25 protein-coding genes and 1 tRNA gene are annotated in these 24,854 nt (G+C 35.5%); 10 read left to right on the forward strand and 16 right to left on the reverse strand.

Features of this window, described 5'->3' with window-relative positions:
- Positions 1 to 91 precede the first annotated feature (91 nt).
- Positions 92 to 427 carry a DUF3276 family protein gene (locus tag K319_RS0110685; RefSeq protein ID WP_027383662.1) on the forward strand — a complete coding sequence of 112 codons (336 nt, stop codon included), beginning with the start codon at positions 92 to 94 and terminating at the stop codon, positions 425 to 427.
- Positions 428 to 445: 18 nt separating this feature from the next.
- On the opposite strand, the gene K319_RS0110690 is transcribed toward K319_RS0110685, so the two are convergent.
- From K319_RS0110690 to leuS, 11 genes are all read right to left on the reverse strand, one after another.
- Positions 446 to 1,672, reverse strand: a complete 1,227-nt coding sequence (locus K319_RS0110690; protein ID WP_027383663.1) for a hypothetical protein — start codon at positions 1,670 to 1,672, stop codon at positions 446 to 448.
- 46 nt (positions 1,673 to 1,718) lie between these two features.
- Positions 1,719 to 2,720 (reverse strand): acyltransferase family protein, encoded by a 1,002-nt coding sequence (locus K319_RS20205; RefSeq protein WP_051230614.1) that lies wholly within the window; start codon positions 2,718 to 2,720, stop codon positions 1,719 to 1,721.
- Positions 2,721 to 2,797: 77 nt separating this feature from the next.
- Positions 2,798 to 2,873, reverse strand: a tRNA-His gene (locus K319_RS0110700).
- A 33-nt stretch (positions 2,874 to 2,906) separates the two neighbouring features.
- Complete coding sequence (gene bshB1, locus K319_RS0110705) at positions 2,907 to 3,629, reverse strand: bacillithiol biosynthesis deacetylase BshB1 (protein ID WP_027383664.1); 723 nt, start codon at positions 3,627 to 3,629, stop codon at positions 2,907 to 2,909.
- A gap of 84 nt (positions 3,630 to 3,713) precedes the next feature.
- The gene (locus K319_RS0110710; RefSeq protein WP_235696102.1) at positions 3,714 to 5,348 is read right to left on the reverse strand and encodes a tetratricopeptide repeat protein; all 1,635 of its coding nucleotides are present in this window, start codon (positions 5,346 to 5,348) and stop codon (positions 3,714 to 3,716) included.
- 116 nt (positions 5,349 to 5,464) lie between these two features.
- Positions 5,465 to 6,331, reverse strand: coding sequence for a PstS family phosphate ABC transporter substrate-binding protein (locus K319_RS0110715; RefSeq protein ID WP_027383666.1), 867 nt, complete (start codon positions 6,329 to 6,331; stop codon positions 5,465 to 5,467).
- Between the two features lie 255 nt (positions 6,332 to 6,586).
- Entirely contained in the window at positions 6,587 to 7,411 is an 825-nt protein-coding gene (locus K319_RS0110725; RefSeq protein WP_027383668.1) for an energy transducer TonB, read from the reverse strand.
- Between the two features lie 36 nt (positions 7,412 to 7,447).
- Positions 7,448 to 7,987, reverse strand: a complete 540-nt coding sequence (locus K319_RS0110730; protein ID WP_027383669.1) for an ExbD/TolR family protein — start codon at positions 7,985 to 7,987, stop codon at positions 7,448 to 7,450.
- 11 nt (positions 7,988 to 7,998) lie between these two features.
- On the reverse strand, positions 7,999 to 8,607 hold the full coding sequence (locus K319_RS0110735; RefSeq protein WP_027383670.1) for an ExbD/TolR family protein: 609 nt from the start codon (positions 8,605 to 8,607) through the stop codon (positions 7,999 to 8,001).
- A 71-nt stretch (positions 8,608 to 8,678) separates the two neighbouring features.
- Positions 8,679 to 9,542 carry a MotA/TolQ/ExbB proton channel family protein gene (locus K319_RS0110740; RefSeq protein WP_027383671.1) on the reverse strand — a complete coding sequence of 288 codons (864 nt, stop codon included), beginning with the start codon at positions 9,540 to 9,542 and terminating at the stop codon, positions 8,679 to 8,681.
- Positions 9,543 to 9,828: 286 nt separating this feature from the next.
- A complete protein-coding gene (gene leuS, locus K319_RS0110745; protein ID WP_027383672.1) occupies positions 9,829 to 12,636 on the reverse strand; it encodes a leucine--tRNA ligase in 2,808 nt (935 codons plus the stop codon).
- Between the two features lie 595 nt (positions 12,637 to 13,231).
- Here leuS and K319_RS0110755 point away from each other — a divergent pair.
- Both K319_RS0110755 and K319_RS0110760 read left to right on the forward strand, forming a co-directional pair.
- Positions 13,232 to 13,987, forward strand: coding sequence for a glycosyltransferase family 2 protein (locus K319_RS0110755; RefSeq protein WP_027383674.1), 756 nt, complete (start codon positions 13,232 to 13,234; stop codon positions 13,985 to 13,987).
- Positions 13,987 to 14,613 carry a hypothetical protein gene (locus K319_RS0110760; RefSeq protein ID WP_027383675.1) on the forward strand — a complete coding sequence of 209 codons (627 nt, stop codon included), beginning with the start codon at positions 13,987 to 13,989 and terminating at the stop codon, positions 14,611 to 14,613. The genes K319_RS0110755 and K319_RS0110760 overlap by 1 nt, the downstream gene beginning before the upstream one ends.
- A 34-nt stretch (positions 14,614 to 14,647) precedes the next feature.
- Here K319_RS0110760 and K319_RS20210 read toward each other — a convergent pair whose 3' ends face one another.
- Both K319_RS20210 and K319_RS0110770 read right to left on the reverse strand, forming a co-directional pair.
- A complete protein-coding gene (locus K319_RS20210; protein ID WP_051230616.1) occupies positions 14,648 to 15,949 on the reverse strand; it encodes a 3-deoxy-D-manno-octulosonic acid transferase in 1,302 nt (433 codons plus the stop codon).
- Between the two features lie 3 nt (positions 15,950 to 15,952).
- Positions 15,953 to 16,297: a cupin domain-containing protein gene (locus tag K319_RS0110770; RefSeq protein WP_027383676.1), complete on the reverse strand. Its 345-nt coding sequence runs from the start codon at positions 16,295 to 16,297 to the stop codon at positions 15,953 to 15,955.
- 511 nt (positions 16,298 to 16,808) lie between these two features.
- Here K319_RS0110770 and rpmH point away from each other — a divergent pair.
- Positions 16,809 to 16,967 (forward strand): 50S ribosomal protein L34, encoded by a 159-nt coding sequence (gene rpmH / locus K319_RS21340; protein ID WP_007843334.1) that lies wholly within the window; start codon positions 16,809 to 16,811, stop codon positions 16,965 to 16,967.
- 135 nt (positions 16,968 to 17,102) lie between these two features.
- Complete coding sequence (locus K319_RS0110780; RefSeq protein ID WP_027383678.1) at positions 17,103 to 17,813, forward strand: cell division ATP-binding protein FtsE; 711 nt, start codon at positions 17,103 to 17,105, stop codon at positions 17,811 to 17,813.
- Positions 17,814 to 17,851: 38 nt separating this feature from the next.
- Here the strand turns inward: K319_RS0110780 and K319_RS21720 are convergent, their stop codons facing one another.
- The 3 genes from K319_RS21720 to K319_RS0110795 are packed head-to-tail and all read right to left on the reverse strand — an operon-like array spanning position 17,852 to position 20,597.
- Entirely contained in the window at positions 17,852 to 18,556 is a 705-nt protein-coding gene (locus K319_RS21720; RefSeq protein ID WP_027383679.1) for a tRNA1(Val) (adenine(37)-N6)-methyltransferase, read from the reverse strand.
- The gene (locus tag K319_RS0110790) at positions 18,557 to 20,011 is read right to left on the reverse strand and encodes a sensor histidine kinase (RefSeq protein WP_027383680.1); all 1,455 of its coding nucleotides are present in this window, start codon (positions 20,009 to 20,011) and stop codon (positions 18,557 to 18,559) included. It abuts the gene before it with no gap.
- Positions 20,001 to 20,597, reverse strand: coding sequence for a riboflavin synthase (locus K319_RS0110795; RefSeq protein WP_027383681.1), 597 nt, complete (start codon positions 20,595 to 20,597; stop codon positions 20,001 to 20,003). The genes K319_RS0110790 and K319_RS0110795 overlap by 11 nt, the downstream gene beginning before the upstream one ends.
- Before the next feature lie 234 nt (positions 20,598 to 20,831).
- Between K319_RS0110795 and pdxA the strand changes: the two genes are divergently transcribed.
- From pdxA to accC, 5 genes are all read left to right on the forward strand, one after another.
- On the forward strand, positions 20,832 to 21,920 hold the full coding sequence (gene pdxA / locus K319_RS0110800) for a 4-hydroxythreonine-4-phosphate dehydrogenase PdxA (RefSeq protein WP_027383682.1): 1,089 nt from the start codon (positions 20,832 to 20,834) through the stop codon (positions 21,918 to 21,920).
- Between the two features lie 103 nt (positions 21,921 to 22,023).
- Positions 22,024 to 22,554 (forward strand): YceD family protein, encoded by a 531-nt coding sequence (locus K319_RS0110805; protein ID WP_027383683.1) that lies wholly within the window; start codon positions 22,024 to 22,026, stop codon positions 22,552 to 22,554.
- A 45-nt stretch (positions 22,555 to 22,599) separates the two neighbouring features.
- Positions 22,600 to 22,803 carry a 50S ribosomal protein L32 gene (rpmF, locus tag K319_RS0110810; protein ID WP_027383684.1) on the forward strand — a complete coding sequence of 68 codons (204 nt, stop codon included), beginning with the start codon at positions 22,600 to 22,602 and terminating at the stop codon, positions 22,801 to 22,803.
- Between the two features lie 105 nt (positions 22,804 to 22,908).
- Entirely contained in the window at positions 22,909 to 23,385 is a 477-nt protein-coding gene (gene accB, locus K319_RS0110815) for an acetyl-CoA carboxylase biotin carboxyl carrier protein (protein ID WP_027383685.1), read from the forward strand.
- Between the two features lie 93 nt (positions 23,386 to 23,478).
- Complete coding sequence (accC, locus tag K319_RS0110820; RefSeq protein WP_027383686.1) at positions 23,479 to 24,837, forward strand: acetyl-CoA carboxylase biotin carboxylase subunit; 1,359 nt, start codon at positions 23,479 to 23,481, stop codon at positions 24,835 to 24,837.
- The last annotated feature ends 17 nt before the right edge of the window (positions 24,838 to 24,854 follow it).

Genomic DNA, 24,854 nt, shown 5'->3' on the forward strand with positions numbered 1-24,854 from the left:
ACGTATTTAACACTTTTTTTTAACAAAACATTTTGAATTCCCGAGAATTCTGTTATATTTGTTAATACAGATTTCTAAAAAATATTTAACGATGAGTGAATTTAAAGAACGACATGAGAATGAGATTTTCACTAAAGTGTTGAAAGCAGGCAGAAGAACGTATTTCTTTGATGTGCGAGAGACAAAAGCAGGTGACTATTATTTAACCATTACAGAAAGTAAGAAGAATTTCGGGGAAAATGGCGAAGCAACTTTTGAAAAACATAAGATCTATCTTTACAAAGAAGACTTCAAAAGTTTCCAAGAACTATTCAATGAATCTACAGACTTCATCATTCAGCAAAAAGGCGAAGATGTTATCTCTGAAAGGCATGACAAAGACTTCAAATCAAAATCTTTTACAATAGACTCTGACGATGAAGTTTAACAAAACTAAAAAATCACATCATAAGATGTGATTTTTTAGTTTTGTTTTTCTTAATAATCTTTTTTGGATATCATCATAAAAACTATGCAATATTACCGCAGTAAAAATAGGATAGAACAATAGTAGGTATCTGGGTAATGGTGCCACTACATAGAATAAGACAAAAAACATATAAAAAATTGCCGTACCGTATAGAAGAAAATCTTTCTTATTCTTGCGGAATTTCTTCCTGATTGCAAAAATCAAAAAAGTCTGAAAGGTTATCATATAAAAACTATATGCAAAGTAAAGTTTAAATCTATTAATACCTTCATAACCTGGAAAATACTGAGTTAGATTAATTAACAATTTCTTTCCGGTCAGTTCTATAAATAACTCAGGATTTTCACTGATAAAATCCTGATTAAGTCTCCTCAAATAGTCATTCATATCCTTTTCATTAGTAAACATCTCGGAAAGCGTTTTATTTGTAAGGATTTTTTTCAATTCTGGAGAATAAGGATTATTGAAAATAATATTTGTATCATATTTTTCATTATATCCTTTAGCAAAATTGAAATTAAATGATGTGGAATAAGTAAATGTACCGATTTCAATATAATTCCTTATACACCAAGGCAAATATATAATGAATAAAATGACTAATGATGATATAAATTTTTTAAATGATATTTTGCCCCGAAAATAAAAAACCAGGGCAGATAAAATAATTATAAATATAAATTCATATCTCAAATACATGCCTATGACAGAAACCATCAATAGATATACAAGTTGTTTTTTATTTGCCAGCCGATGTTCATATATTTTATGTAAAATTGTAAAAAAAATTAGCATTACACTCAATGAGAAGGCAAAAGAACTTATTTTATAAGTTCCGACTAGAAGTGGAGGAAAAAAAATAACCGAACAATACGCCAATATTATGGTCGTAGAATTTATTTTTTCACCAAATATACCTTTAAACATCCAATATGATGAGAGAAATACTATTGTTCCTTGAATGATACAGACAATTTGCAACCAGTAATTACCTAAAGTTTTACTGCAAAACAATAGAAAATACGGATAAAACGGAGGCATGTAGGCAGTTGGCATTCCAAATAATCTATAATCATATCCATATTTGGAAAAATCATCCATTATTAGCATCCATTCATATTCCAATACTATATCCTTTTTAAGGAAATAGATGGCTGTTAATATATAAAGCGAAAAAATAAAAAAATAAGCTTTCTTCCTCATGCTCAAGATTGGTATATTAAAATAATTTTATAGCAAATGCTATCATTTATTTTAGCAATTTTTTCCTCAGAAAAGGGCTTTCTATAAATTTCCAAATTAAGACAGAGGATAAAATAACCACAATATAACTCGCAGTAAGGCCAAAAAAAGAATATTTATCATAAATCCCTTGCTGTACAAATATCTGAATGATCGGAAAATGAACCAGGTACATACCGTAAGAAAAATCTCCATATTTTCCAAAATTTTTCAACGGGATACTTGTAAAAGCAAACCATATGATCACAATTGATAAAGCAAATGGAAAAACCAATGTGATTGGTAAAAAATATAACTCTGAAACACCCAATATAATTGCAACAGGTAATAATATTGTTTTATTATTTTTAAAAAAATCAAGATTCAAATACAAAAACATACCACTTACAAAATATATCAAACTTCCTGGAAATTGTTTTGCCATCTCATAATTATAATATTTCCCTACAAAATAGCCATAGGTAAAAGACAACAAATACAATATTAAAAGAATTAAATTTTTTGTTTTCAAAGATTTCCCAGCCAGAAAATAATATAAGATCGGCACAAAGGCATAAAACATGATCTCTACTTTTATTGTCCATAAAGAACCGTTCACAGCACACTCAGGATTACCTGTAAAAACGAAAGGGATACAAGGCTTTAGAAAATTTGCAAAGACGAGATTAGCTCCTAAATATTTTATCCAATCTTTGGAAAAATAATTGGTAATATCAGTTGATGAAAAAATAAATAAAAAGACCGAAAAAAAAATAACTATAAAAATATAAGCAGGCAATATTCTTTTGAGTCTATTTCTAATGTATTTTTTAATATCATTCAGTCTTTCGAAACTTGAGTATATTAAAAATCCACTAATAACAAAGAATGAATAAACACTGTAATTTGGCATTGCTGCTAAAAAGTCATTCCAAAATTCAGGTTTGCCACTTAAAATTATAGAATGTCCAATAACAACTAAAAATGAAAACAAGAATCTTAGAAAATCAAAATTGTTGTTATGCTTCATATGTTTATTAAAATATAAAAATAACGAAACATTCTCAAATAAAAAAACGCATTCTAAATAAGAATGCGTTTCAATGTGGGTGAATGAGGGGTCTCGAACCCCCGACCTCCGGAACCACAATCCGGCGCTCTAACCAACTGAGCTACAATCACCGTTTTTGCGTGTGCAAATATAGCATTTTATCATTTAATTGCAAACTATTCCCTCAAAATTTTTGATTGCAATTAATTTTTCTGTTGTAAAACCCTCCGCATATTCTACTCCGGAAAGTCTTCCCAGATCTTGAGCCCTATAAGTCAAGCTCTCCAGGAAATCCTTTGTTGCGATTGGTGTAATAGGTTCATTGGATTCTGGGTTATAAAATTGTGTCTTATAAGCCAGGCAAGCTTCTATTTTTTTATCCAGAAAACCTGTAATATCAATTACGAAATCCGGTTCTATATTTTTCCACTGGATATAATGAAAAATATGTTTCGGACGCCATACTTCTTGCAATTCATTATTATCGAATGTCTCAATTTTCTTTAACCCAGATAAAAAACAAGCATCAGATATTAATTTTGCAGCTTTTGCATGATCAGGATGACGATCGTCTATTGCGTTAGCTAATACAATTTCGGGCTTATATTTTCTTATTTTCTCAACTACTTTCAATTGATATTCTTCTGAATTATTAAGGAATCCATCTTTCAATTTTAGGTTCTCCCGAACACCTATTCCCAAGATCTTTGCAGCATCTGATGCCTCAACGGCTCTGGTTTGTGCAGTTCCCCTTGTTCCCAACTCGCCTTCGGTCAAATCAATAATACCGATTTTTTTTCCTTCAGAGATCAATTTTATAATAGTTCCTCCACACCCTAATTCTACATCATCCGGATGCGCTCCTATTGCCAGGATATCACATTTCATAATCAAAATATTTTGTACAAATTTACTAAAAACAATACTTCCCAACTTTCAGGGTTGGGAAGTATTCATATCTAGTAACTTAAATTATTTATTCAAAGCTTTCTGAAGATTGATCGCATCCTGGTATGTTGGTTCATATTCCAAAGATTTCGCAACATCTTGCTTTGCCTTTTCAGGATCAGTATCTTTCTCCATAAATGCAATAAAGAAATAGGCATAACCTAAGCTTGGTTTGCTAGCTTCGATCTCTGCTGGTTTTACAAGAGAAATGAATTTCTCATAAGAAGCTTTTGCCATATCATTATTCTTAGCTTGCTGATAAGCATAACCTTGGCTATAATATGCCGGTGCCCAATCCGGTAGAGCAGAAATCATTTTCCCCCAAGTAAGGACAGCTCCATTCCAGTTTTGAACATTCTGATATTCTGTTGCCAATTTGTAAAGTGAATCTGTATCGCTAGGGTTTTCTACGATTTTCTTTTTAAGTGCCTCTATTTCCGGGGAAGTCGGACCTTGGTCAACAGAAGCAGAGTTGATTCCTCCTTTTACTTTTGCAAGTTCCTCATCCCATTTAAGCGTTTCATCTTTTGCAGCCTTTGCGAAAGCAATTTTTTGTTGAGTAATTGCTTCCAACTGTGCCTTCTTCGCAGCATCCTTTTCATCTTTGGCCATACCTGCCGCAATCAGCCCTTGTAAACCTTCATCAGAAGGCTGGATTCTACTTTTTTCAGCCTTTGATAAAAATGTTTCAATGTTTTGTTGAGCCCCGGTATAATCTCCATCTCCGTATTGGATGTAAGCTCTTAATCTATATTTGATGGGATCATCAACTTTATCAAAAACCGAATCTAATGTCGTTTTTGCATTAGCAAAATCTTCGTTTGTGAAGTAAAGTTTTGCAATCTCCAATTTTGTATATGGGTCATCATCCGCATATTTTGTATAGTTGATCAAGTTTTGAGTAGCTTCAGCATTCTTTTGATATTTGATATTGAAACCAGCTAAAGCCTTGTAAGCCGGCGCATAAGTTGGGTCAACGGCAATTGCTTTGTCAATATTCTCTTTTGCCTGCTGCCATCTTTGCGCAGCCATCCAAAGTGTTCCCATTCTCGTATAAACAGATGCTTTGCTTTTTGCCACCTCAAGCGCTTTATCATAAGCAGACATCGCATTGCCCGGATCTTTTTTCAGTCTATAAGCATCACCCAAAGAATAATAATAGTTTGCCGGAACGCCATTTTTTTGAGCTTTTTCTACAGCTTTGTTAAGGAAAGTAATTGCCAGATCTGGTGAACTGTTTTTTTCGAAAAGAGTTAGTGCTTCTCCAGCTCTGAACAGAACTTCAGCATCTCTTTCTTTAGAATCTTTTACAATTTGTTGGATTTCGGCAATTGCAGATTTATCTCCTTTTCCTAATTTAACAGACGCTAAACCGATTTTGTTCAAATAACTTTTAGGATCGGCAGCAAGACCTTTATTGAAATTATCTTGTGCTTCGTTGAAGTTAGGATCAAATTGAGTCAGGTAAGTGTTTCCCAAATAGAAATAGTTGCTAGCATCTTTTGGGTCTTTGTTAATTAGGTCTGTGAAATTTTGTTTAGCCTTGGCATATTTTTGACTATCTACATAATTAATTCCATCTTGAACAGACTGCCCAAAGGAAAGATTTGCAAAAAATCCAATAGCAGCCGTTAAAACGATCTTTTTTGATACATTCATTATATTGTCGGTTTTCATTATTTCTAAAAAATATTAACAGTGGTTTGATTCGCAATATTCAGACCATTATTTTATAATACAAAGTTTTTTTTGTTAAAAAAATATTAAAAATACGATTATCGCATTTGAGCCTCTCTTTTGAAGAGGTTGTAAGGCTGTAGACCTTCTTTTTCAACAACGATCTGACCTAATTGTTGGCAGGAAAACCTAATGAAACCATTTCCTAAACCATAATAAGCTTCATTGGTAAGAAAATATAAAACCCTTGTAAATGGATAGGACATGTTTTTCAAGTTTTCATTAGAGACATCATAAGCTTTATTATCCTTGATAACTTTAAGGATTCTCAGCTCGTTTCTTAGTCTTTCCGCTTCCTTACCAAAGGGACGGCTAATCGTATTATAGCTGATGACGCCTATTTTGTCGGGATAATTCTTTAGCTGCTCTGCCACATTTTCATTTCCATTGATAATGGAAAATTTCAAATCAGCCGGGTCTTTCTGAAATTTCTGAGCGATGAAATTAAGATTACTGGAATTGGTCCCATCAAAAATCAAACGCTTTTTATCAGATTGAAGCTCATTAGAAATCTCATCCATAGAAATAGATTCCAAAGGCGAATCTTTTGGGACAACAAAAAGTACGGCATCGGCAGCAAATTTTGCAGGTTTCCAAGGCAAGTCTATCTTTTGATCATAAGCTTCTTTTTCCTTTGGGGACAGTTCTCTGGACATTATAACAACCCTCGCCTTTTTATCTAGAAGATCCAGCAATCCAAGATCTTCTTTTTTGATAACAAGGTTGATCTTTGTTTTTGGGTTAAGCGCAGTATATCTTTCAACCAAAGCTTCTGCAACACTTTTGAAAGACTCATCAGTTTCTACTGTGATCTCTCCTTTATTAGGATTGTCAATTTCCTTATCTTTTGAACACGAATAGATCATAGCAAAACTTGCTATGACCAGGAAGAATATTTTTTTCATTCTAATTATCATTTTTGAGCGCGATTATAGCTCTTACGAATCTGAATATTCCATAAGCCACTAGCAAAACGCCTAGTGGATAAGCTATATTAGACTCTATGATACTTAGGTATCTATAAACTATAATAAAAATCCCGAACGCTATGTAGAGAAACCCTACAATTAAAGAAAGCCATTTAAACATAACACAAATCTAATAAAAAAAGAGAAGTTATAAAAACTTCTCTTTTATATAATCCATTACAAATTAAATCCTTATTGGAAATTCATTGTAACTGGGAATCTAAATCTAGATCTTACAGGCTGTCCATTAACTTTACCTGGAGTCCATTTAGTTTTAATTCCTTTAACAGTAGCTTCTGCTTCTCTGTTGAAATCTGAATTAGGACCAGTCGCTTTTACTTGGGTAAGAGAACCGTCTTTTTCTACAACGAAAGTAATTTCTGTTTTAAGGGTTCCTTCTCCTTCCAAACTTCCCGAATCAAAATTATTACTGAACTTACTTCTGAAAGCATTGGTTCCTCCAGGGAATTCTGCATTCTGATCCACAGACTCATAAACCTCATTAGTTACAGGTTTAACTTCTGCAACCACACCTTTCCCTGTTGATGGTGGCGGTGGCGGTGGCGTGTAAGATGGAGTTTTAACCCCTTCTTGATTCTGAAGCCCCGTAGTAGTTTCCAATTGTTTTGTAATTGGTGGTGGTGGTGTTTCAATCTTAGGAGCTTTTTTAGGCTCAGGAACAACATTCTGAATCACTTCCTGTTTTTCCTCTTCTTTTGGAGGAGGAGGTGGTGGTGGTTCTTCTTCCTTCGGTTGCTCGATAATTGGTTGTTCATCCAATATATCTACCAGTTTTGCATCTACCTCAACTTTATCTCTAGCATTCATCTGTTGAATCTTAAGATAAATAAGAGGCGAAATTGCAAGAAGAAGAAAAAAAGCCGTTCCTATAAAGAAAGATCTTGTAAGCAACTTAGGATACGCCGTTCTAAGATCGTACGCACCATACTCTTTATTTCTATTTTCAAATACTATCTCGTCAAGACTGAGATCGTATTTCAAATTATCGTCTGCCATTTTTGATATTTTAAATATGATATTGTAGTATAGAGATTACTCTCCAACTTTCTTTTTGTAAATAGCTAACTCCCAAGGCTTGATATCGGTAACACCGTATCTTTCATTTTTGGTAATAGCCATTTCATCGAGAATATCTACAAAATTCTTATATACCGCATCGTCTGTTGGTTTGATAATGACTGTAAACAAATCCTTATCAGCTGCACCAGCTTTTGCCTGCTCGATCACTTTTCTAATTCCCTCTCTATCGAATGTAGTTTCCATAAGAGTCGCATCATTAAGACCTGCTTGGTCTTGCTGATGATAGAATACTTTATTGTCTTTTCCTATGATCACAGAAATTGAATTACTTAATTTAATCTCTGTATCTGGTTGTTTTTGATCTTTTTTCGGTTTTGCCGGAAGACCAAGATCCATTACATTGGGTTTACTAAATGTTGTTGTAAACATGAAGAACATCAACATAAGGAAATTCAAATCAACCATCGGTGTCATATCTACTCGGGGATTATGCTTCTTCGAACGGACCTTGCCGCCTTTCCCGCTATCCTCTTTTACTTGTACTTCTGCCATTTCTGTATGATTTAATTTCCAGGTTTACCTTCTTGTGATGTTATCAACCAAAATTTAAGAAAATCAATATCTCTCAAACCTTCAAATAAGCTTTTTACTTTCGGATATTTTGTACTTACGTCACCTTTTATCGCTAACTTGTAGTTAGGATTAACGGCAAGACTTTGTTGTACCCAATCAATCAATTGCTTATTTGTACTATCCATAGGGATTCCTTCTTTTGCTTTGTAAGTTTTTTGTTGATCTTCAGGCAGATTCAAATAACTTTTAAGCTGACTCATTGGTACGCCAATCGCTTCTACTTTTGCAAATGCAGCTTTTTCCGGGTTAGTAAAAGTCATTCTGTACTTTTGTCCCATTTTATCTAAAAGTTGTATTTTTTCCGATCCATTATCTACTGGTTGAAAATAAAATACACCATCCGGAGTAACACTTACGGTCATAAGACTTGCATCAGGAAGTAACTTCTCTGATATAGAAGAAGGCGGTTTTATCTGTGCCACATCGGGCTTTTTGAACTGGGTAGTCATAATGAAGAATGTAAGAAGTAAGAATGTTACATCACACATTGCTGTCATATCCAGAGCTACACCATGTCTTTTTGGTTTAATTCTCGCCATTATTTTTGTCTATTTAACTTTTTGATGAAATTTAAAATGTAAAAATACATTTTAATAAAATGCCCAATTTCTTAGTGAAATTCAGCAAAAGATTGTTGGATGCTCATGGAAATCTCATCAATCTTGTAAGTCAAACCGTCAATTTTAGCTGTAAAATAGTTATAAAGAATAATTGCAACAGCAGAAGTACCAATACCTAAGGCTGTATTCATCAATGCTTCTGAGATACCGATTGATAAAGCAGCAGCATCAGGAGTTCCTCCTGCATCACCTAACGCCTGGAATGAACGAATCATACCGATTACCGTTCCCAATAGTGCCACCAAAGTTGCAACAGTACCAAGAGTTGATAAGATATTCATGTTTTTCTCTAACATTGGCATCTCCAAAGTTGTAGCCTCTTCAATAGCTTTGTTAAGACCTGCCATTTTTTGTTCTTTGTCTAAAGTAGTATCATGAGCCAAAGCTTTGTATGTTGTAAGACCTTCTTTTACAACATTCCCGATAGAACCTTGTTGTTTGTCACACTCTTCTAAAGCCTCGTCAACTTTGTTATTGTTAAGCAAGCTTCTGATCTTTACAACAAAATTATCAACATTTCCATTTCCTGAAGCCTTGTTCAATACGATAGCTCTCTCGATTGAAAAAACGATAACGATGATCATAAAAGTGATCAAAACAGGAACAAGTATTCCTCCCATATAGATAACACCCAATCCATGAGGATGAAGTTCTTTACTTTCGATGTCAGCAAATGCTACTGAAGGAGCGCCTGCAATACGAGCATCTTCTTGAAAGTTTGAAGGATTACCTAATACAAATAAAAAGATCGCAATACCTACAGCCAATAAAATTGGGATGATTATAGCAGGATTAAGACCTCCCTTTTTTCTAGCAACTACTTGCTCGTCTGTTTTTGAAACATTCATTTCCATATTAAAACTAAATTATAATTGTTAAATTTTATCGTGTAAAATAAAGTCAATTTTTTGAAAAATGCAAAATTATTTTCTGTTTGACTTGTAATTTTTTTATCTATTAAATCAGCTTATTTTAATTATTAATTAAATCGAAGCAGTGTTTTTATGAATTCATTATCTCTTTTGGAAACATTAATGGAAGATATACAAATTTGTCATACATAAATTATGATTTTAATTTCTATAATTTCCAATGGCGAGAATAATAATTTTTCTTAATCTTTCACAAGGCTTTCTTAAATCAGCTAACAATATTAATGATTTTCTTCGGTACGAATATGAAATTTTTAACTGATTTATCTCCTAAAAACTTCTTCACGTCATCATTCTCCATCATTAGTTTTTCGACTTCTTCTTTACCCAATTCAGCAGCTAATTTGATTTTGAATTTCATCTTTCCATTGAAGCTTACCGGATAATCTATCTCATCTTCAACAAGATAGCTTTCATCAAGAGTTGGGAACGGTTCAAATTCAATAGAAGCATTATTTCCGAGCAAATTCCATACCTCTTCACAAATATGTGGTGCATATGGTGAGATAATAACAGCCAAAGGTTGCAAAATATTGCGTTTATTACATTTTAATTTCTGCAATTCGTTCACAGCAATCATAAAAGAAGACACAGAAGTATTGAAAGAGAAATTCTCAATATCGTAAACTACTTTCTTGATCAATGTATGAAGCACTTTGTATTCTTCTTTAGTTGGCTCTTCATCAGAAACAGAGAAATTATCTCCATCAAAGTACAGATTCCAGAATTTTTTCAAGAAACCATAGACGCCGCTTAGACCTTGCGTGTTCCAAGGTTTGGATTGCTCTAATGGACCAAGGAACATTTCGTACAACCTTAATCCATCGGCTCCATATTCATTACAAATATCATCTGGGTTGACAACATTGTGAGTTCTTTTCGACATTTTGTCAACTTCTCTTTCAACAATATATTTCCCATTTTCAAGAATAAATTCAGCATCCTTAAATTCCGGTCGCCAATTTCTCAAAGCCTCAACATCCAATTCATCATTTCCTTTTACCATTGAAATATCAACAGGGATTCTTTGAGTTGTATAATCTTTAGCTAAATTTTTAGAAACAATTTTATTTGTTCCATCAATTCTAAAAATCAATGCACTATATCCCAAAATCATCCCTTGATTAATCAACTTTTGGAAAGGCTCATTTTGCTCAATGTAACCTCTGTCTTTTAAGAACATATTCCAAAAACGAGAATATAACAAATGTCCTGTCGCATGCTCGCTTCCGCCAATATACAAATCAACCTGTCCCCAATAATCTGACAATTCTTTTTTACAGAAAACCTCATCATCATTCGGGTCCATATATCTTAAGAAATACCAAGAACTTCCTGCCCAACCCGGCATAGTCGATAATTCTAATGGAAAAACCGTTTTATCATCAATCAAATCGGTATCAACCACTTTTTGATTCGCCTCGTCCCAAGCAAAAGTTTTCGCATTCCCTAATGGTGGATCGCCATCTTCAGTTGGCAAATATTTTTCAACCTCAGGAAGTTCCAAAGGCAAAACAGAATTTGGCAATGTGTACGGCATTCCCTCCTTATAATAGATAGGAACTGGTTCGCCCCAATATCTTTGTCTGGAGAAAATCGCATCACGTTGTCTGTAATTCGTAGTTCCGTGACCGATTCCTTTGTTTTCGATTTCAGCGATGATTTTGGCTTTCGCATCATTATAATTAAGACCATTCAGGAAATCGGAATTCACACAAACCGAATCTTTAGAATCATAAGCTTCTTCCTGAACATCCACATCAGATTCCACAACCTTAATAATTTCCAGATTAAATTTCTTCGCAAATCTATGGTCACGCTCATCGTGCGCAGGAACCGCCATTACAGCACCTGTCCCATAACCCATCAACACATAATCCGAAATATAAACCGGAATATTTTTCCCTGTAAATGGATTGATTGCATAACTTCCCGTGAAAGCACCACTCACATTTTTCACGTCAGCCATTCTATCACGTTCTGTCTTTTTGGAAGTTTCTTCTATATAATTGGTGATTTCCTTTGCTTGCTCATCCGTTGTTAAATTTTGAACCAAAGGATTTTCCGGTGCCAAAACCATAAAAGTCGAACCAAAAATTGTATCAGGTCTCGTGGTGAAAACCTCAATTGTTTCTCCATTTTCAGTTGAAAATCTAACTTGCGCACCCTGAGATTTTCCAATCCAGTATTCCTGAGAATCTTTTAAAGGCTGTGGCCAATCCAAAGTTTTAAGACCTTGCAATAATCTTTCAGAATAGGCGGAAATTCTCATACTCCACTGCATCATTTTCTTTTGAAAAACAGGAAAACCACCTCTTTCAGATTTTCCGTCTTTTATTTCGTCATTCGCCAAAACTGTTCCGAGAGCCGGACACCAGTTCACAGTCGTTTCCGCTCTGTATGCTAAACGATAATTCAATAAAATTGCGCCTTTATCAATTTCAGAAGCATTTTCCCATTCTTCTACAGTGAAATTCAGTTCTTCATTTTGATTGGCATTTAATCCTTCGCTTCCTTTTTCCTCAAAATGCTTGATTAAAGTTTCAATAGGTTCTGCCTTGTCCGCATTTTTATTATACCAGGAATGGAACAACTGAATAAAAATCCATTGTGTCCATTTATAATAAGAAGGGTCGGAAGTTCTCACTTCCCTGCTCCAGTCGAATGAGAAACCAATTTTTCTTAATTGCTCCTCATATCTCGTTATATTTTGTTCAGTTGTAATGGCTGGATGCGTTCCTGTCTGTATGGCGTATTGCTCCGCCGGAAGCCCAAAACTATCGTAGCCAACCGGATGAAGGACGTTGAAACCCTGATGTCTTTTGTACCGCGCATAGATATCAGAGGCAATATAACCGAGCGGATGTCCCACGTGAAGTCCTGCTCCGGAAGGATACGGAAACATATCGAGGACGTAAAATTTCGGTTTATTAGTTGAGTCGGAAGTCTTGTAAGTTTGATTGTCTTCCCAGTATTTCTGCCACTTTTTTTCTATCTGCTGATGGTCGTAAAACATTCTATGAATTGAAAATTAATAATGAATAATTTTTTTAAGGTTCACAAAGTTAAGATTTTGAGACAAACTGACAATTTTAAATTTTCGAGTTCACTTTTCATCAATAATAATTATTTGGGCGCCTTTATCCGCCCTCCGTTCCCGCTTTTTTATTTCCCCCAATCCTTTCCCGACGTAAAAAATAAAAAGAGCTCCACTCAGGCCGGGGCGCAGGTTCCAGCTTCGAAAAACTTTCTGCCTCAGAATTAACGACGTTATCATAATTTTATAAACAAATCGAAGTATCGCTCCTACGGAGCTCCAATGAAATTAATTTTTTCACCCTACAAACATTTCGCTACTACGTAGCTCCTCGGATTTACGCTGACATTACACTGATTAAAATTATCGAATATTTCATTTTGCATTTCTTCAGACACTGCTCCGGAGGAGCAAAATATTTGTAGTAGCATTACAATAACACATCAGAGCTCCGTAGGAGCTCAATGTTTGTAAAGAATTCAATCTACAATTTTCGTAATATGCAAATCTCGCAATATGAATAGGATAATTTCGCGAGCGACCCAAAATCTTTATCTTTGTGAAAAATTCACAAGTGCCGGAAATTTCTATCATCACACCGAGTTACAATTCTTCAAAATATTTGAACGAAACCATTGATTCTGTTCTCAATCAAACTTTCCAGGATTGGGAATGGCTGATTACGGATGATTGTTCGACAGATAATTCGGTGGAAATTTTAGAAAAACAAAACGACTCAAGAATCAAAGTTTTTAAAGCTGAGAAAAACGGAGGCGCAGGTCACGCAAGGAATATTTCTCTCGAAAATGCAACAGGAAGATTTATCACATTTCTGGATGCAGATGACTTTTGGGAACCCAATTTCCTTGAGGAAATGGTCAATTTTATGAAGTCCGAAAATGCAGAATTGGCTTACTCAACATATTCTCGTTGTGATGAAAACCTCAATCCTACTAAAATCGGAGATTTTGAAGCGGATAAAATCGTAACGTTTAATAATCTTTTGAAAACCTGCAGATTATCGCTTTTAGCATCGATGTATGATTCCAAGAGAGTTGGGAAATGCTATTTCCCGGAAGGCACAAAACGCGAAGACCACGTGATGTGGCTGGAACTTTTAAAAAAAATCCCACAGGGAAAACCTCTGAAAAAGACCTTATCAAAATACAGAATGCTTCCCAACAGCGTTTCCCGAAATAAATCAAACATAATGAAAGACCAATATCTGGTCTATAGAGATCATATGAAATTCTCGACTTTGAAATCTCTATATTACACAGCCAATTGGGCATTGAACGGATTCATCAAATATTCTAAAATCTTTAATTAATGGAGTATTCAAAAGAATTCAAAGCAGCGCTGAGCCAGTTTTCCCATTCAGAAAAGGACAAATTGATTTTCAGGTTATTGAAAAAGGACAAACTGCTTTCCAAAAAACTATATTTCGAACTGATTGATGAGGAAACGACAGATGATAAGCGAAACACAATGGAATCTTACATCAGGGATAGGATATCGGAAATCTCAAGATATATCAGCAATCCAAAATATTTTCTGGTTCTCGTAAGAAAACTAAGCGCCGAAATCACAGAGCACGTGAAAATAACCACAGACAAATTCGGGGAAGCTTATCTGAATCTTCTTTTAGCCAGCGAAATTCTTTCACACAACGACAAGCTCGGAAAACAGAGGTTTGATGCGGTTTATAAACTCTACATCTACCTTATCAATAAAATCTTCAAAGCCTTGATTCAAATCAAAAAACTGGATGAAGATTACTGGCTGGAATTTGATGAAATTTTATCGGACATCGACAATAAAATCCACGACAATCTCTATCTGGAAAAGCTTTGTATCAGCAATGGTTTAGAGTTCAACTGGCTGAAGTGTGTAAATATTCCTGACCATCTTGAACTGATCGTGAAAAACATCCGGAGTCAGGGATTTCTGAGATAGTTTTATGCTCCAACCGACATGATGATCTGGCCAATCATTTATCATCTGCGAGGTTTTGTTGATTAAAGAGAGTAATATTTTGCTCCAAGATTTTCTTCACAATAATCTCAGTCGCATTGGGTTGGGAATTCACGAACTCATAGGCATTTTCTGACATCTGTTTCAGAAATGACCTCTTTTCACCTTCTGCCTGAGCATCTTTTTTAATGACTTCCGTGATGAATACCGAAGCGGCCACAAAATCGTCAAAACACTTTCCGCCATTGGCATCAATCAACGCATCAGCTTCCGGATTTTTCTTGTATTGATTTCCGAAAATAACAGGAACGCCATAAACCGCCGCTTCCAAGATATTGTGCAATCCCGCAGAATGAAATCCACCACCAACAACCGCCAGATCTGCATAAGAATACAATTTGGAAAGTTTCCCGATGCTATCTATGATTAGAGTTGAAGAGTTGGAGAGTTCAGGAGCGTGAGAATTCGTAAGAGAACTGTACAATATAGCGTTCGGAAATAATCTTTGCAAATGCGGGACCCGGTGCAAATCGTGAGGTACGATGACAATTTTGGCTTCAGGAAGTTTTTTCACAAGAACTTGCGCAATATCTTCTTCTGCCTGCCAGCTGCTTCCTAAAACAATCAGTTTTTGATTCGCCTTGAATTCTTCTATAAATTCCAAATGATTATCTCTATCTGGAAATTGTTTCACTCTGTCAAATCTTGTGTCGCCAGAAACCGTAGAATTGGTCAATCCGATTTTTTTGGCCAAAGCCTGAGACTTAATTGTCTGATGAAAAAACCAATCAATATTTTTATGCAGCTGTTTTGCAAACCACTTCCCATAATTTTCAAAAAATACCTGATGTTCATAAAACAGAGCCGAAATCACATAGATCTTTGCTTTGCGATTTTTCAGTTCTTCTAAAAGATTATACCAATAATCATATTTTACAGTGAAAAAGATCTCGGTTTCAAAAGCAGAAGCAAATTCTTTAACATCTTTTTTCCTGTCAAAAGGCAGGTAGCAAATCGCATCAGCAACCTGTTTTCTTTTCTTTACGTTTTCATAACCTGAAGGTGAAAAAAAGGTTACCAGAGTTTTATGCTCGGGTAATTGTTCTTTTAATTTTTCGAGAACCGGCAGACCTTGTTCATACTCGCCCAAGCTCGCAGCGTGCATCCAAAGCACTTTTTGTCCTTGAATTTTCTCACGAACGATTTTCAAAGATTCTTTTCTACCTCGCACTCCTTTTTTGGTTTTGGAATCGAAGATTGAGAAGACTTTCATCCCGAAAATCATTAAGTGAACGAAAAGATTGTATAGAGATCTCATCTTTTATTTTTCTACTGCAAATTTATCATTATTTGTTGAAGGATTTGATATGACAAGAAATTCCAAATCAACATCTGACTTGTTTTCTATCAAATGATTTATATTCGGAGTGATATGGAACCCTGAATTTTCAGCAACTTCAAAGACTTCTTCATCCACTACAAAAGTTGCTTTTCCTTTCAAAATAAAGAAAAACTGTTGTGCGTTTTTATGGAAATGCAATTGCTCTTTTGAATGAGGCGGCATCGTTTCCTGTTTAATAGAAAGATTCTCTGAGTTCAGCAAAATCCAGCTGTCGCAGTTCCCGCCCCAGATATAATGTTCAGAATTTTGTCTTGATTTTATCATCGTTTGTTCTTGATTAAGGCAAATTTAAAGATTAGAAATTATAAACCGTAATTTTGTCATTCTGAAAGAAACCTAACGAAGTGGTTCGATGAAGTCAATCCCAACAGTCTAGATTCCTCCGGAAATCGAAGATTCGACGAAGTCAATGACAATATTGGATTTTTTGCAAACTGTTGTTTTTATGTTGAATCCGCAGCCCGAATTATCTCCTATTTATATATATTATTTTTATTTGAATCGATGAATCTCGTTCCTCGATTTGAGCAGAAATCCTTTTTACGCAACGAAGTGGAGTGAAAAGATTGACTCCGTCGAACCACTCTGTTAGGTTTGGGAACCCTTCGACAAGTTCAGGATAAACTACAGGCGGATTAAGCAGCCCAAACGATTTATTTTTAAAAGAAAGTAAAAATTAACATAAAAAAGTTTTTAAATATTTGCCGCTCAAAATAAAATCTCTATATTTGCAGTCTGAAAATAAAAAGATAATTACGAACTAAATATATTAGTGATGAGTAAAAGAACATTCCAACCATCTGAAAGAAAAAGAAGAAACAAGCACGGTTTCCGTGAAAGAATGTCTACACCAAACGGAAGAAGAGTGTTGGCAGCTAGAAGAGCGAAAGGCAGAAAGAGTTTAACTGTTAGTGCATCTCGCGCTAAGAGATAATTTTCTTTAATTATCATATAAAAAAATGCTTGAAAGTTTTTCAAGCATTTTTTGTTGTTAAAATTTCCCAAAAGTAAAAGCGGAAAAATAAGTTTTTGCTATTTTTGACTTTCACAAACTTTCAATTTCTAAATTATGCCGCACAGAAATGACCCGGGTATCGATATTATAGATTTGAGCAGTGCTAAAATTGTTCAGAAAAACTTCACTGTTCTCAATAATGTTGACCTTCATATCAAGAAAGGAAAATTCTGTTACCTTATCGGAAAAACAGGTTCCGGAAAAAGCTCTCTTCTGAAAGTTCTTTACGGACAACTTCCTTTGCAAGGCGGAAGCGGGCAAGTTGCAGGTTTTAATCTGAAAAAACTAAAACAATCCGACGTTCCAAATCTCAGAAGAAAATTAGGAATTGTTTTCCAGGATTTTCAGCTTTTGCCAGACAGAAATATTGAGAAGAATCTTCTTTTTGTTCTGCAAGCGACAGGCTGGAAAGACAAACACAAAATGGAAACAAGAATTGACGAAGTTTTATCAAGTGTTGGAATGAAAACCAAAAAGCACAAAATGCCACATCAGCTTTCCGGAGGCGAGCAACAACGTGCTGCAATTGCAAGAGCACTTCTTAATCACCCCGAACTGATCCTTGCAGATGAGCCAACGGGAAATCTCGACCCGGAAACATCTAACGACATCATGACGCTTTTGAAAAATCTTGCGGAAGAAAATCATTGCGCGGTTGTAATGGCAACACACGATTATCATATGATCCAGAATTACCCTGGAGAAGCAATCAGATGTGAGAATGGCGAAGTTTCTGTTTTGGATACTGCGGAATTATTCGAATAAGAAAAAATTAGTTATAAACAAAAAAACCCTTTGAAAATTCAGAGAGGTTTTTTGTTGAATAAATGGAAATCTTTTGTCAGCTCAAGATATTCATCAGAATAAACTCTTGGCGATTTTTCTATGACGAAATTTTCTATTATTGTTTCTAATTTTTTAAAAGAATATTCTAAAACTACTCTTTTCGGTTCAGCGGTTTTAATTCCTTTGATAATGACTTTTCTTTGAAGAAATAAATTATTACTAAGACCAATCTGAGTAAATTCCTTCTCGGAATCAATTGGGATAATAACAGAAAACAATCCTTCATCAGAAAGTAATTGACGGGATTTTTTAACCAGATCAGAGAAATCTAATTCTAATCTTTGTCTTGCCAGAATATCTTTCTCAGAAGTATTGATTTCAAAATAAGGTGGATTTGAAATGATTAAATCAAATTTTTCCTCAGTTTCAAAATTTTTAAAATCTTGAAGACGACTTTTGATTCGATCAAAAAAAGGAGAATTAGAAAAATTATTTTGAGAAACATTTACTGCTTCAGAATTAATATCAATGGCTAAAATATTGGCATTTGGATTTCTTTGAGCTAACATCAGAGAAATAATTCCGGTTCCTGTACCAACTTCGAGAATTTGTTTGGCATTAACAACATTCGATAAAGCGCCTAGCAAAACCGCATCTGTCCCCACTCGGAAAACATCAGAACTTTGATCGATATCAAATTGTTGAAATCGGAAAGGTTTCATCTACAAATTCGAAGGCATTGAAATAGTGAAAGTCGCACCTTTATCAACTTCGGAAACAACAGTAATTGTCCCGTTATAATCTTCCACCATCCGTTTTACCATTGTTAATCCGATTCCCATTCCACTATTTTTTGAAGTGAAATTGGGGTCAAAGATTTTACTGATCTTATCTTCAGAAATTCCTACGCCGTTATCCTGAACAGTAATCCTGATTCGTTTCTCAATTTTTTCCAAATCGACATTGATAACCGATTTCCTGTCATCTGCTTTTGCCTGACTTGCATTCGTCACAAGATTGGTAATGATTCTCGCCATATAGTCTTTATCAATCTTCATCATTATATTATCGTGATTGGCATGGACAAAGATATTTTCATCACTGAAAATCGTCAGCACATTTTTGATTTCTTTATTCAGATTGATCTCTTCATCATTTTTTTGTGGTAATTGTGCGAACTCCGAGAAGGCACTCGCTACCCTGCTGATGACATCGATCTGACCAATCACAACTTCGCTTAGGTTTTTAACTTTAGCCGTGACATTTGGGTCATTTGGGTCAAATTTTCTTTCAAAATTCTGCATCATCAGCTTCATGGGCGTGAGCGGATTTTTCACTTCGTGCGCCACTTGTTTCGCCATTTCCTGCCAAGCCGACTGTTTCTCGATATAGCTGAGCCGTTCTCTTTGGTCTGCTATCTCAGAGATCATTTTGTTATAAGCTTTCACCAAGGCATTGAGCTCATCATTTTTATAATATTTGATAGGCTGGAGATTTTTATCAAATAAGTTGATTCGGCTGATCATCGATGTAAAACGTGTAATCGCTTCCGTCAAATTATTCGAAATAATCCAGCTTAACCAGATACTGAACAAAACAATCAAAAGATTGATCCCAATGATGTAGGCAAAATAATGTTTGAAAACCGTCATATAGGCACTCTCATTGTGGTAATACGGAAAATAGACATAAGCGATATTTTCCAGCATGTTGTTTTTCAGGACCATATACGAGGAAACAATTGTTGCTTCAAGCTTCTCATCATAGGACTTGTCGTCGTATTGCTTCCCGTTCTTCTTGATTGCCTTTATGACCTCCGAAGGCATTTTTTTCTGAACAACAAGATTCGGCTCTTTATTAGAAAGAAGATAATTTCCGTTCAGATCATAGATGATAATGTCGTGCTTGTTGATATCGGCAATCTCATAGATTCTATTTTCTAAAACAGCAGGAATATCTTTCGTCTCAACCTGAGAATGACTAAGCGCATAATCCAGAGAAGACATAAGTGCTTCGGATTTGTTCTGCATATCGGTTTTACTTTGCATTTTGGCATTATCACGCAAAATCACAAACGACAAAACCGCCGAAGTAATAATACTAAGAAAACAAATCGCCAGAAACCCAACAAAAACCCTATTTCTTAACCGATAACCTTTATAATCACTAAATGACATTTTGTTTTTTCAAAAGTTTTGCAACATACTTGCCGATGATATCGAATTCCAGATTCACGACATCACCTTTTTTCAGATGCTTCATATTCGTAAACTCCCAAGTGTAGGGAATTATTGCTACAGAAAACTGATTTTTCCCACTTTCTGCAACTGTTAAACTTGTTCCATTCAAAGTAATCGAACCTTGCGGAACCGTCATATATTCTGCAGACTCTTCGTAATTAATTGTGATCAAATAACTTCCGTTCTTGTCTTCGATACTTTCCACAGTTCCGGTTTTATCCACGTGTCCTTGAACAACGTGTCCATCCAATCTACCTTCGAATTTCAAACAGCGTTCCAAATTCACTTCCGTTCCGACATTCCAGAATCCAAGATTGGTTTTTTCCAATGTTTCATTGATCGCGGTTACCTTATAAGTATCATTATTTATTTCCACAACCGTGAGGCAACAACCGTTGTGGGCCAGACTTTGGTCGATTTTCAATTCGTGCGTGAAGGGACAGCTTAGAACAAAATCAATATTGCTTTCATTTCTGTCAATTTTTTCAACTTTTCCGGTTGCTTCTATTATTCCTGTGAACATTTGTTTTGTGATTTAATAATTTTTTCAGGAGCTTTATCCCGCTTTCCGCTGTATCTTTTTTCTTAGCCAAAGCTCTTTCTATAGCCCAAAGAAAAAAGGATGCCGCTGCAATCGGGGCTATCAACCTTGCATACTTATATAAATTACTTAGTATAATTGTGCAAAGAATAGTTATAAAAACAACCTAAAAAGCCTAAATTTGCAAAATTCATTTTAAACGTCAAAGATAAGCAAATGAGCTCCAAACACCATAAAATCAGAGTAGGAATTTCCATCGGCGATTTCAACGGCATCGGCCCCGAAATCATCCTGAAGTCTCTGAAAGACAAAAGCATCACAGATTTTTTCACGCCGGTTATATTTGGTTCAGGAAAACTGTTCACTTATCAGAAAAACGTTTTCAAGCTGCAGACCAATTTCAATTATATCAATTCTGCGAAAGAAGCACAGTCCGGGAAAATCAATATGGTGAATCTCACCAAAGAGAACAGCAATGTGGAATTCGGTGTCCCAACGGAGGAATCTACAAAAATGGCCATTGATTCCTTGGAATCTGCAACACAAGCACTTTTAGACAACGAAATTGATGTCATCGTAACTGCGCCTATCAATAAGGACGAAATGATGAAATACGGTTTCGCTCACGCAGGGCACACTGGTTACTTCGAAGAAAAAGCTGGTAAAAAGGCGATAATGTTCATGGTAACCAACGATTTGAAAGTGGCCGTTTCCACACATCATATTCCGGTTGCAGAGATTGCGCAGAACATTTCCAAAGAGAAATTGAAAAAGCAAATCACTCAGTTGACCAAAACTTTAAAAGAGGATTTCTGCATAGAAAAACCGAAAATCGCAGTTTTGGGACTTAATCCACATGCTGGCGATGGTGGCGTAATCGGTAAAGAAGAAATAGAGATCATAGAACCTGCGATAAAAGAACTTTTCAACAACGGAACTTTAGCTTTCGGACCTTATCCGGCAGACAGTTTTTTCCAACCAGAAAAATACAAAGCCTTCGATGCAGTTTTGGCTATGTATCATGACCAAGGATTGGCACCTTTTAAAACAATTGCCTACGAAGAAGGGGTGAACTATTCAGCAGGATTGCCCTTCATCAGAACATCTCCGGACCACGGTGTTGCATATGATATTGCGGGGAAAAACCGGGCAGACGAAAGGTCTTTTTCAGAAGCAATTTTTACAGCAATTCACATTTTTAAAAACAGAGAAGAATATCACGACCTGATGAGCAATCGTCTTCGTCCGAAAGCTGCTCATGTAAATAATGGTATAGACGAGGACCTTCCTATGGAAAATAATTAGACAAAAAAATCAAGCTTTTCTGAAGTAATTTTTTGCAGTTCAAGTATTTCCAAAAAAGATTTTGTTATTTAAAAAAAATAAATTATTTTTGCAAACCGTTTTTATGGATAGAATTAGAAACTATGACGTTGCCTTTATAGGCTTAAAACCGGGAAAACACGATTTCAAATTTGAGATCGGCCAAGAGTTCTTTGATTTATTTGAGACTGAGCAGGAATTTTTCAATCCAAAAATAGTTGCAGATATCCTTTTGGACAAGCATACCACATTTTTGGAATTCTATATTAATGTTTCAGGAACCGTTCAATTGATTTGCGACATCAGCAATGACGAATTTTCTGAAAACATTGAGAATGATCTGAAAATCCTTGTGAAATTTGGTGAAGAATATGATGACAGCAATGAAGATGTCATTACTATCAACAAAAAAGATGGCGAATTCAATCTTGCCAACCTTATATATGAGGCTGTCGTTTTATCTATTCCGATGAAAAAACTGGCACCATCTGTAAGAGACAATGATGAATATCAGAAGATATTAGACCAATACAGTCCAAAAATAGTCGAGGAAGATGAAGAACAAAGCATAGACCCAAGATGGGAAGCTTTGAAAAAATTGAAAGACAACAATTAAGAAATAACAATATAATTCGGTAAGAATTTTTAAAAAGTACTAACAATGGCACATCCTAAAAGAAGACAGTCGTCTACAAGAAGAGATAAAAGAAGAACACACTACAAAGCTGTAGTTCCTCAATTGGCAAAAGACGCAACGTCTGGAGAAATGCACCTATACCACAGAGCTCACTGGCATGAAGGAAAACTTTATTACAGAGGAAAGGTTGTATTAGAGAAAACAGTAGAAACTACAGAAGAAAACTAAGATCTATCTTTGATAATCTTATACTTAGCATAAAAAACCACTCGGATTTTATCAATTTGGGTGGTTTTTTATTATATTTGGCGTTCAAAACAATTTAAAAATTTTATGGATATAAAAGACATTCAGAATCTTGTAAGATTTGTTGCAAAGGCAGGTGTTTCCGAAGTGAAATATAAAAATAAAGACTTCGAGATCTATATCAAAACTCCACTTGGAGGCGAAGCTGTAAGTTATGTAACTCCGCAAGTTGCTTACCAAACCCCGGTTTCTGCACCAGCTGCAAATCCAGGTTCTGCACCTGTTGCTAATTCTGATGCAGCCAGTTCTGCAGATGAAAGCAAATATATTACTATCAAATCTCCAATGATCGGGACATTCTACAGAAAACCTTCTCCGGACAAAGACGTTTTCGTAAACGTAGGCGATTCTGTAACGGAAGGAAAAGTGGTGTGTGTAATAGAAGCAATGAAACTTTTCAACCAGATAGAATCAGAAATCAGCGGAAAAATTGTAAAAATATTGGTAGAGGATTCTTCTCCTGTAGAGTATGACCAGCCATTATTTTTAGTTGACCCATCTTAAGCAATTTTAGATTAAAGATTATAAATTTTAAATGGAGATTTTCATTTAAAATAATTTAAAATTCAAAATTTATAATTTAAAATTTCGAAAAAGATGTTCAAAAAAATATTAATCGCAAACCGAGGCGAAATCGCAATGAGAATATTGCGTACAGCTAAGGAAATGGGAATTAAAACGGTGGCAGTATATTCAACTGCTGATAAGGACAGCCTTCATGTACGCTTTGCAGATGAAGCTGTTTGCATAGGCCCCGCAATGAGCAAAGACTCATATCTAAAAATCCCTAACATCATTGCAGCTGCAGAGATCACCAACGCAGACGCGATCCACCCAGGTTACGGGTTCCTTTCAGAGAATGCAAATTTCTCGAGGATCTGTGCAAAAAATGGAATCAAATTTATTGGTGCAACTCCTGAGCAGATTGAAAAAATGGGCGATAAGGCTACGGCCAAAGCGACCATGAAAGAAGCAGGAATACCTTGCGTTCCAGGCTCCGAAGGTTTGATCGATTCTTATGAGGATGCAAAAGCAACTGCAAAAGTGGTTGGTTATCCTGTGATGATCAAAGCAACTGCTGGCGGTGGTGGAAAAGGGATGAGAGCTGTCTGGAGAGAAGAAGACCTGAAGGAACACTGGGATTCTGCAATCCAGGAAGCTGTTGCAGCTTTTGGAAATGGCGGAATGTACATGGAAAAACTGATCGAGGAGCCAAGACATATTGAGATCCAGATTGCTGGAGATCAATTTGGAAAAGCTTGTCACCTTTCCGAAAGAGACTGCTCTATCCAGAGAAGAAATCAAAAATTGATTGAAGAGACGCCCTCTCCTTTCATGACAGACGAACTTCGTGAAAAGATGGGTGCTGCTGCTGTAAAAGCTGCGGAATATATTGGGTACGAAGGAGTTGGGACTATCGAGTTCTTGGTAGATAAACACAGAAATTTCTATTTCATGGAAATGAATACCCGAATCCAGGTAGAGCATCCAATTACTGAACAAGTCGTTGATTACGATTTAATTCGTGAGCAGATCCTTCTGGCAGCAGGTACGCCAATCAGCGGAAAAAATTACTATCCAAAAATGCATGCCATTGAGTGTAGAATCAATGCTGAAGATCCCTATATGGATTTCAGACCCTCTCCCGGAAAAATCAAAGAACTTAACATTCCCGGTGGACACGGTGTAAGAGTGGACACCCATGTTTATTCAGGATATACGATCCCTTCCAATTATGATTCGATGATCGCAAAATTGATCGTAACGGCTCAAACAAGAGACGAAGCCATTGCTAAAATGAAACGTGCTTTGGAAGAATTCTATATAGAAGGTGTGAAGACTACCATCCCTTTCCACAGACAACTATTGGAAAATGAGGATTTCCTTGCCGGAAATTACACGACCAAGTTTATGGAAGATTTTGTAATGGATAAAAGTTTTGATAATCATATCTAGAAAGATCATTAATACAC

Origin of the sequence: Epilithonimonas caeni DSM 17710, assembly GCF_000426465.1 — a bacterium.
GTDB classification, from domain to species: domain Bacteria; phylum Bacteroidota; class Bacteroidia; order Flavobacteriales; family Weeksellaceae; genus Epilithonimonas; species Epilithonimonas caeni.

What these genes read in the sequence shown, in the direction of transcription:
- K319_RS0110685 (WP_027383662.1), top strand. Translation starts at nt 92, where the DNA reads ATGAGTGAATTTAAAGAACGACATGAGAATGAGATTTTCACTAAAGTG.
- K319_RS0110795 (WP_027383681.1), bottom strand. Translation starts at nt 20,597, where the DNA reads ATGTTCACAGGAATAATAGAAGCAACCGGAAAAGTTGAAAAAATTGAC.
- K319_RS0110770 (WP_027383676.1), bottom strand. Translation starts at nt 16,297, where the DNA reads ATGATAAAATCAAGACAAAATTCTGAACATTATATCTGGGGCGGGAAC.
- K319_RS0110760 (WP_027383675.1), top strand. Translation starts at nt 13,987, where the DNA reads ATGGAGTATTCAAAAGAATTCAAAGCAGCGCTGAGCCAGTTTTCCCAT.
- pdxA (WP_027383682.1), top strand. Translation starts at nt 20,832, where the DNA reads ATGAGCTCCAAACACCATAAAATCAGAGTAGGAATTTCCATCGGCGAT.
- K319_RS0110780 (WP_027383678.1), top strand. Translation starts at nt 17,103, where the DNA reads ATGCCGCACAGAAATGACCCGGGTATCGATATTATAGATTTGAGCAGT.
- K319_RS0110710 (WP_235696102.1), bottom strand. Translation starts at nt 5,348, where the DNA reads ATGAATGTATCAAAAAAGATCGTTTTAACGGCTGCTATTGGATTTTTT.
- rpmF (WP_027383684.1), top strand. Translation starts at nt 22,600, where the DNA reads ATGGCACATCCTAAAAGAAGACAGTCGTCTACAAGAAGAGATAAAAGA.
- K319_RS0110805 (WP_027383683.1), top strand. Translation starts at nt 22,024, where the DNA reads ATGGATAGAATTAGAAACTATGACGTTGCCTTTATAGGCTTAAAACCG.
- rpmH (WP_007843334.1), top strand. Translation starts at nt 16,809, where the DNA reads ATGAGTAAAAGAACATTCCAACCATCTGAAAGAAAAAGAAGAAACAAG.
- K319_RS0110725 (WP_027383668.1), bottom strand. Translation starts at nt 7,411, where the DNA reads ATGGCAGACGATAATTTGAAATACGATCTCAGTCTTGACGAGATAGTA.
- K319_RS0110715 (WP_027383666.1), bottom strand. Translation starts at nt 6,331, where the DNA reads ATGAAAAAAATATTCTTCCTGGTCATAGCAAGTTTTGCTATGATCTAT.
- K319_RS0110730 (WP_027383669.1), bottom strand. Translation starts at nt 7,987, where the DNA reads ATGGCAGAAGTACAAGTAAAAGAGGATAGCGGGAAAGGCGGCAAGGTC.
- accB (WP_027383685.1), top strand. Translation starts at nt 22,909, where the DNA reads ATGGATATAAAAGACATTCAGAATCTTGTAAGATTTGTTGCAAAGGCA.
- K319_RS0110740 (WP_027383671.1), bottom strand. Translation starts at nt 9,542, where the DNA reads ATGGAAATGAATGTTTCAAAAACAGACGAGCAAGTAGTTGCTAGAAAA.
- K319_RS0110735 (WP_027383670.1), bottom strand. Translation starts at nt 8,607, where the DNA reads ATGGCGAGAATTAAACCAAAAAGACATGGTGTAGCTCTGGATATGACA.
- K319_RS20205 (WP_051230614.1), bottom strand. Translation starts at nt 2,720, where the DNA reads ATGAAGCATAACAACAATTTTGATTTTCTAAGATTCTTGTTTTCATTT.
- K319_RS21720 (WP_027383679.1), bottom strand. Translation starts at nt 18,556, where the DNA reads ATGAAACCTTTCCGATTTCAACAATTTGATATCGATCAAAGTTCTGAT.
- bshB1 (WP_027383664.1), bottom strand. Translation starts at nt 3,629, where the DNA reads ATGAAATGTGATATCCTGGCAATAGGAGCGCATCCGGATGATGTAGAA.
- K319_RS0110690 (WP_027383663.1), bottom strand. Translation starts at nt 1,672, where the DNA reads ATGAGGAAGAAAGCTTATTTTTTTATTTTTTCGCTTTATATATTAACA.
- K319_RS0110790 (WP_027383680.1), bottom strand. Translation starts at nt 20,011, where the DNA reads ATGTCATTTAGTGATTATAAAGGTTATCGGTTAAGAAATAGGGTTTTT.
- leuS (WP_027383672.1), bottom strand. Translation starts at nt 12,636, where the DNA reads ATGTTTTACGACCATCAGCAGATAGAAAAAAAGTGGCAGAAATACTGG.
- K319_RS20210 (WP_051230616.1), bottom strand. Translation starts at nt 15,949, where the DNA reads ATGAGATCTCTATACAATCTTTTCGTTCACTTAATGATTTTCGGGATG.
- accC (WP_027383686.1), top strand. Translation starts at nt 23,479, where the DNA reads ATGTTCAAAAAAATATTAATCGCAAACCGAGGCGAAATCGCAATGAGA.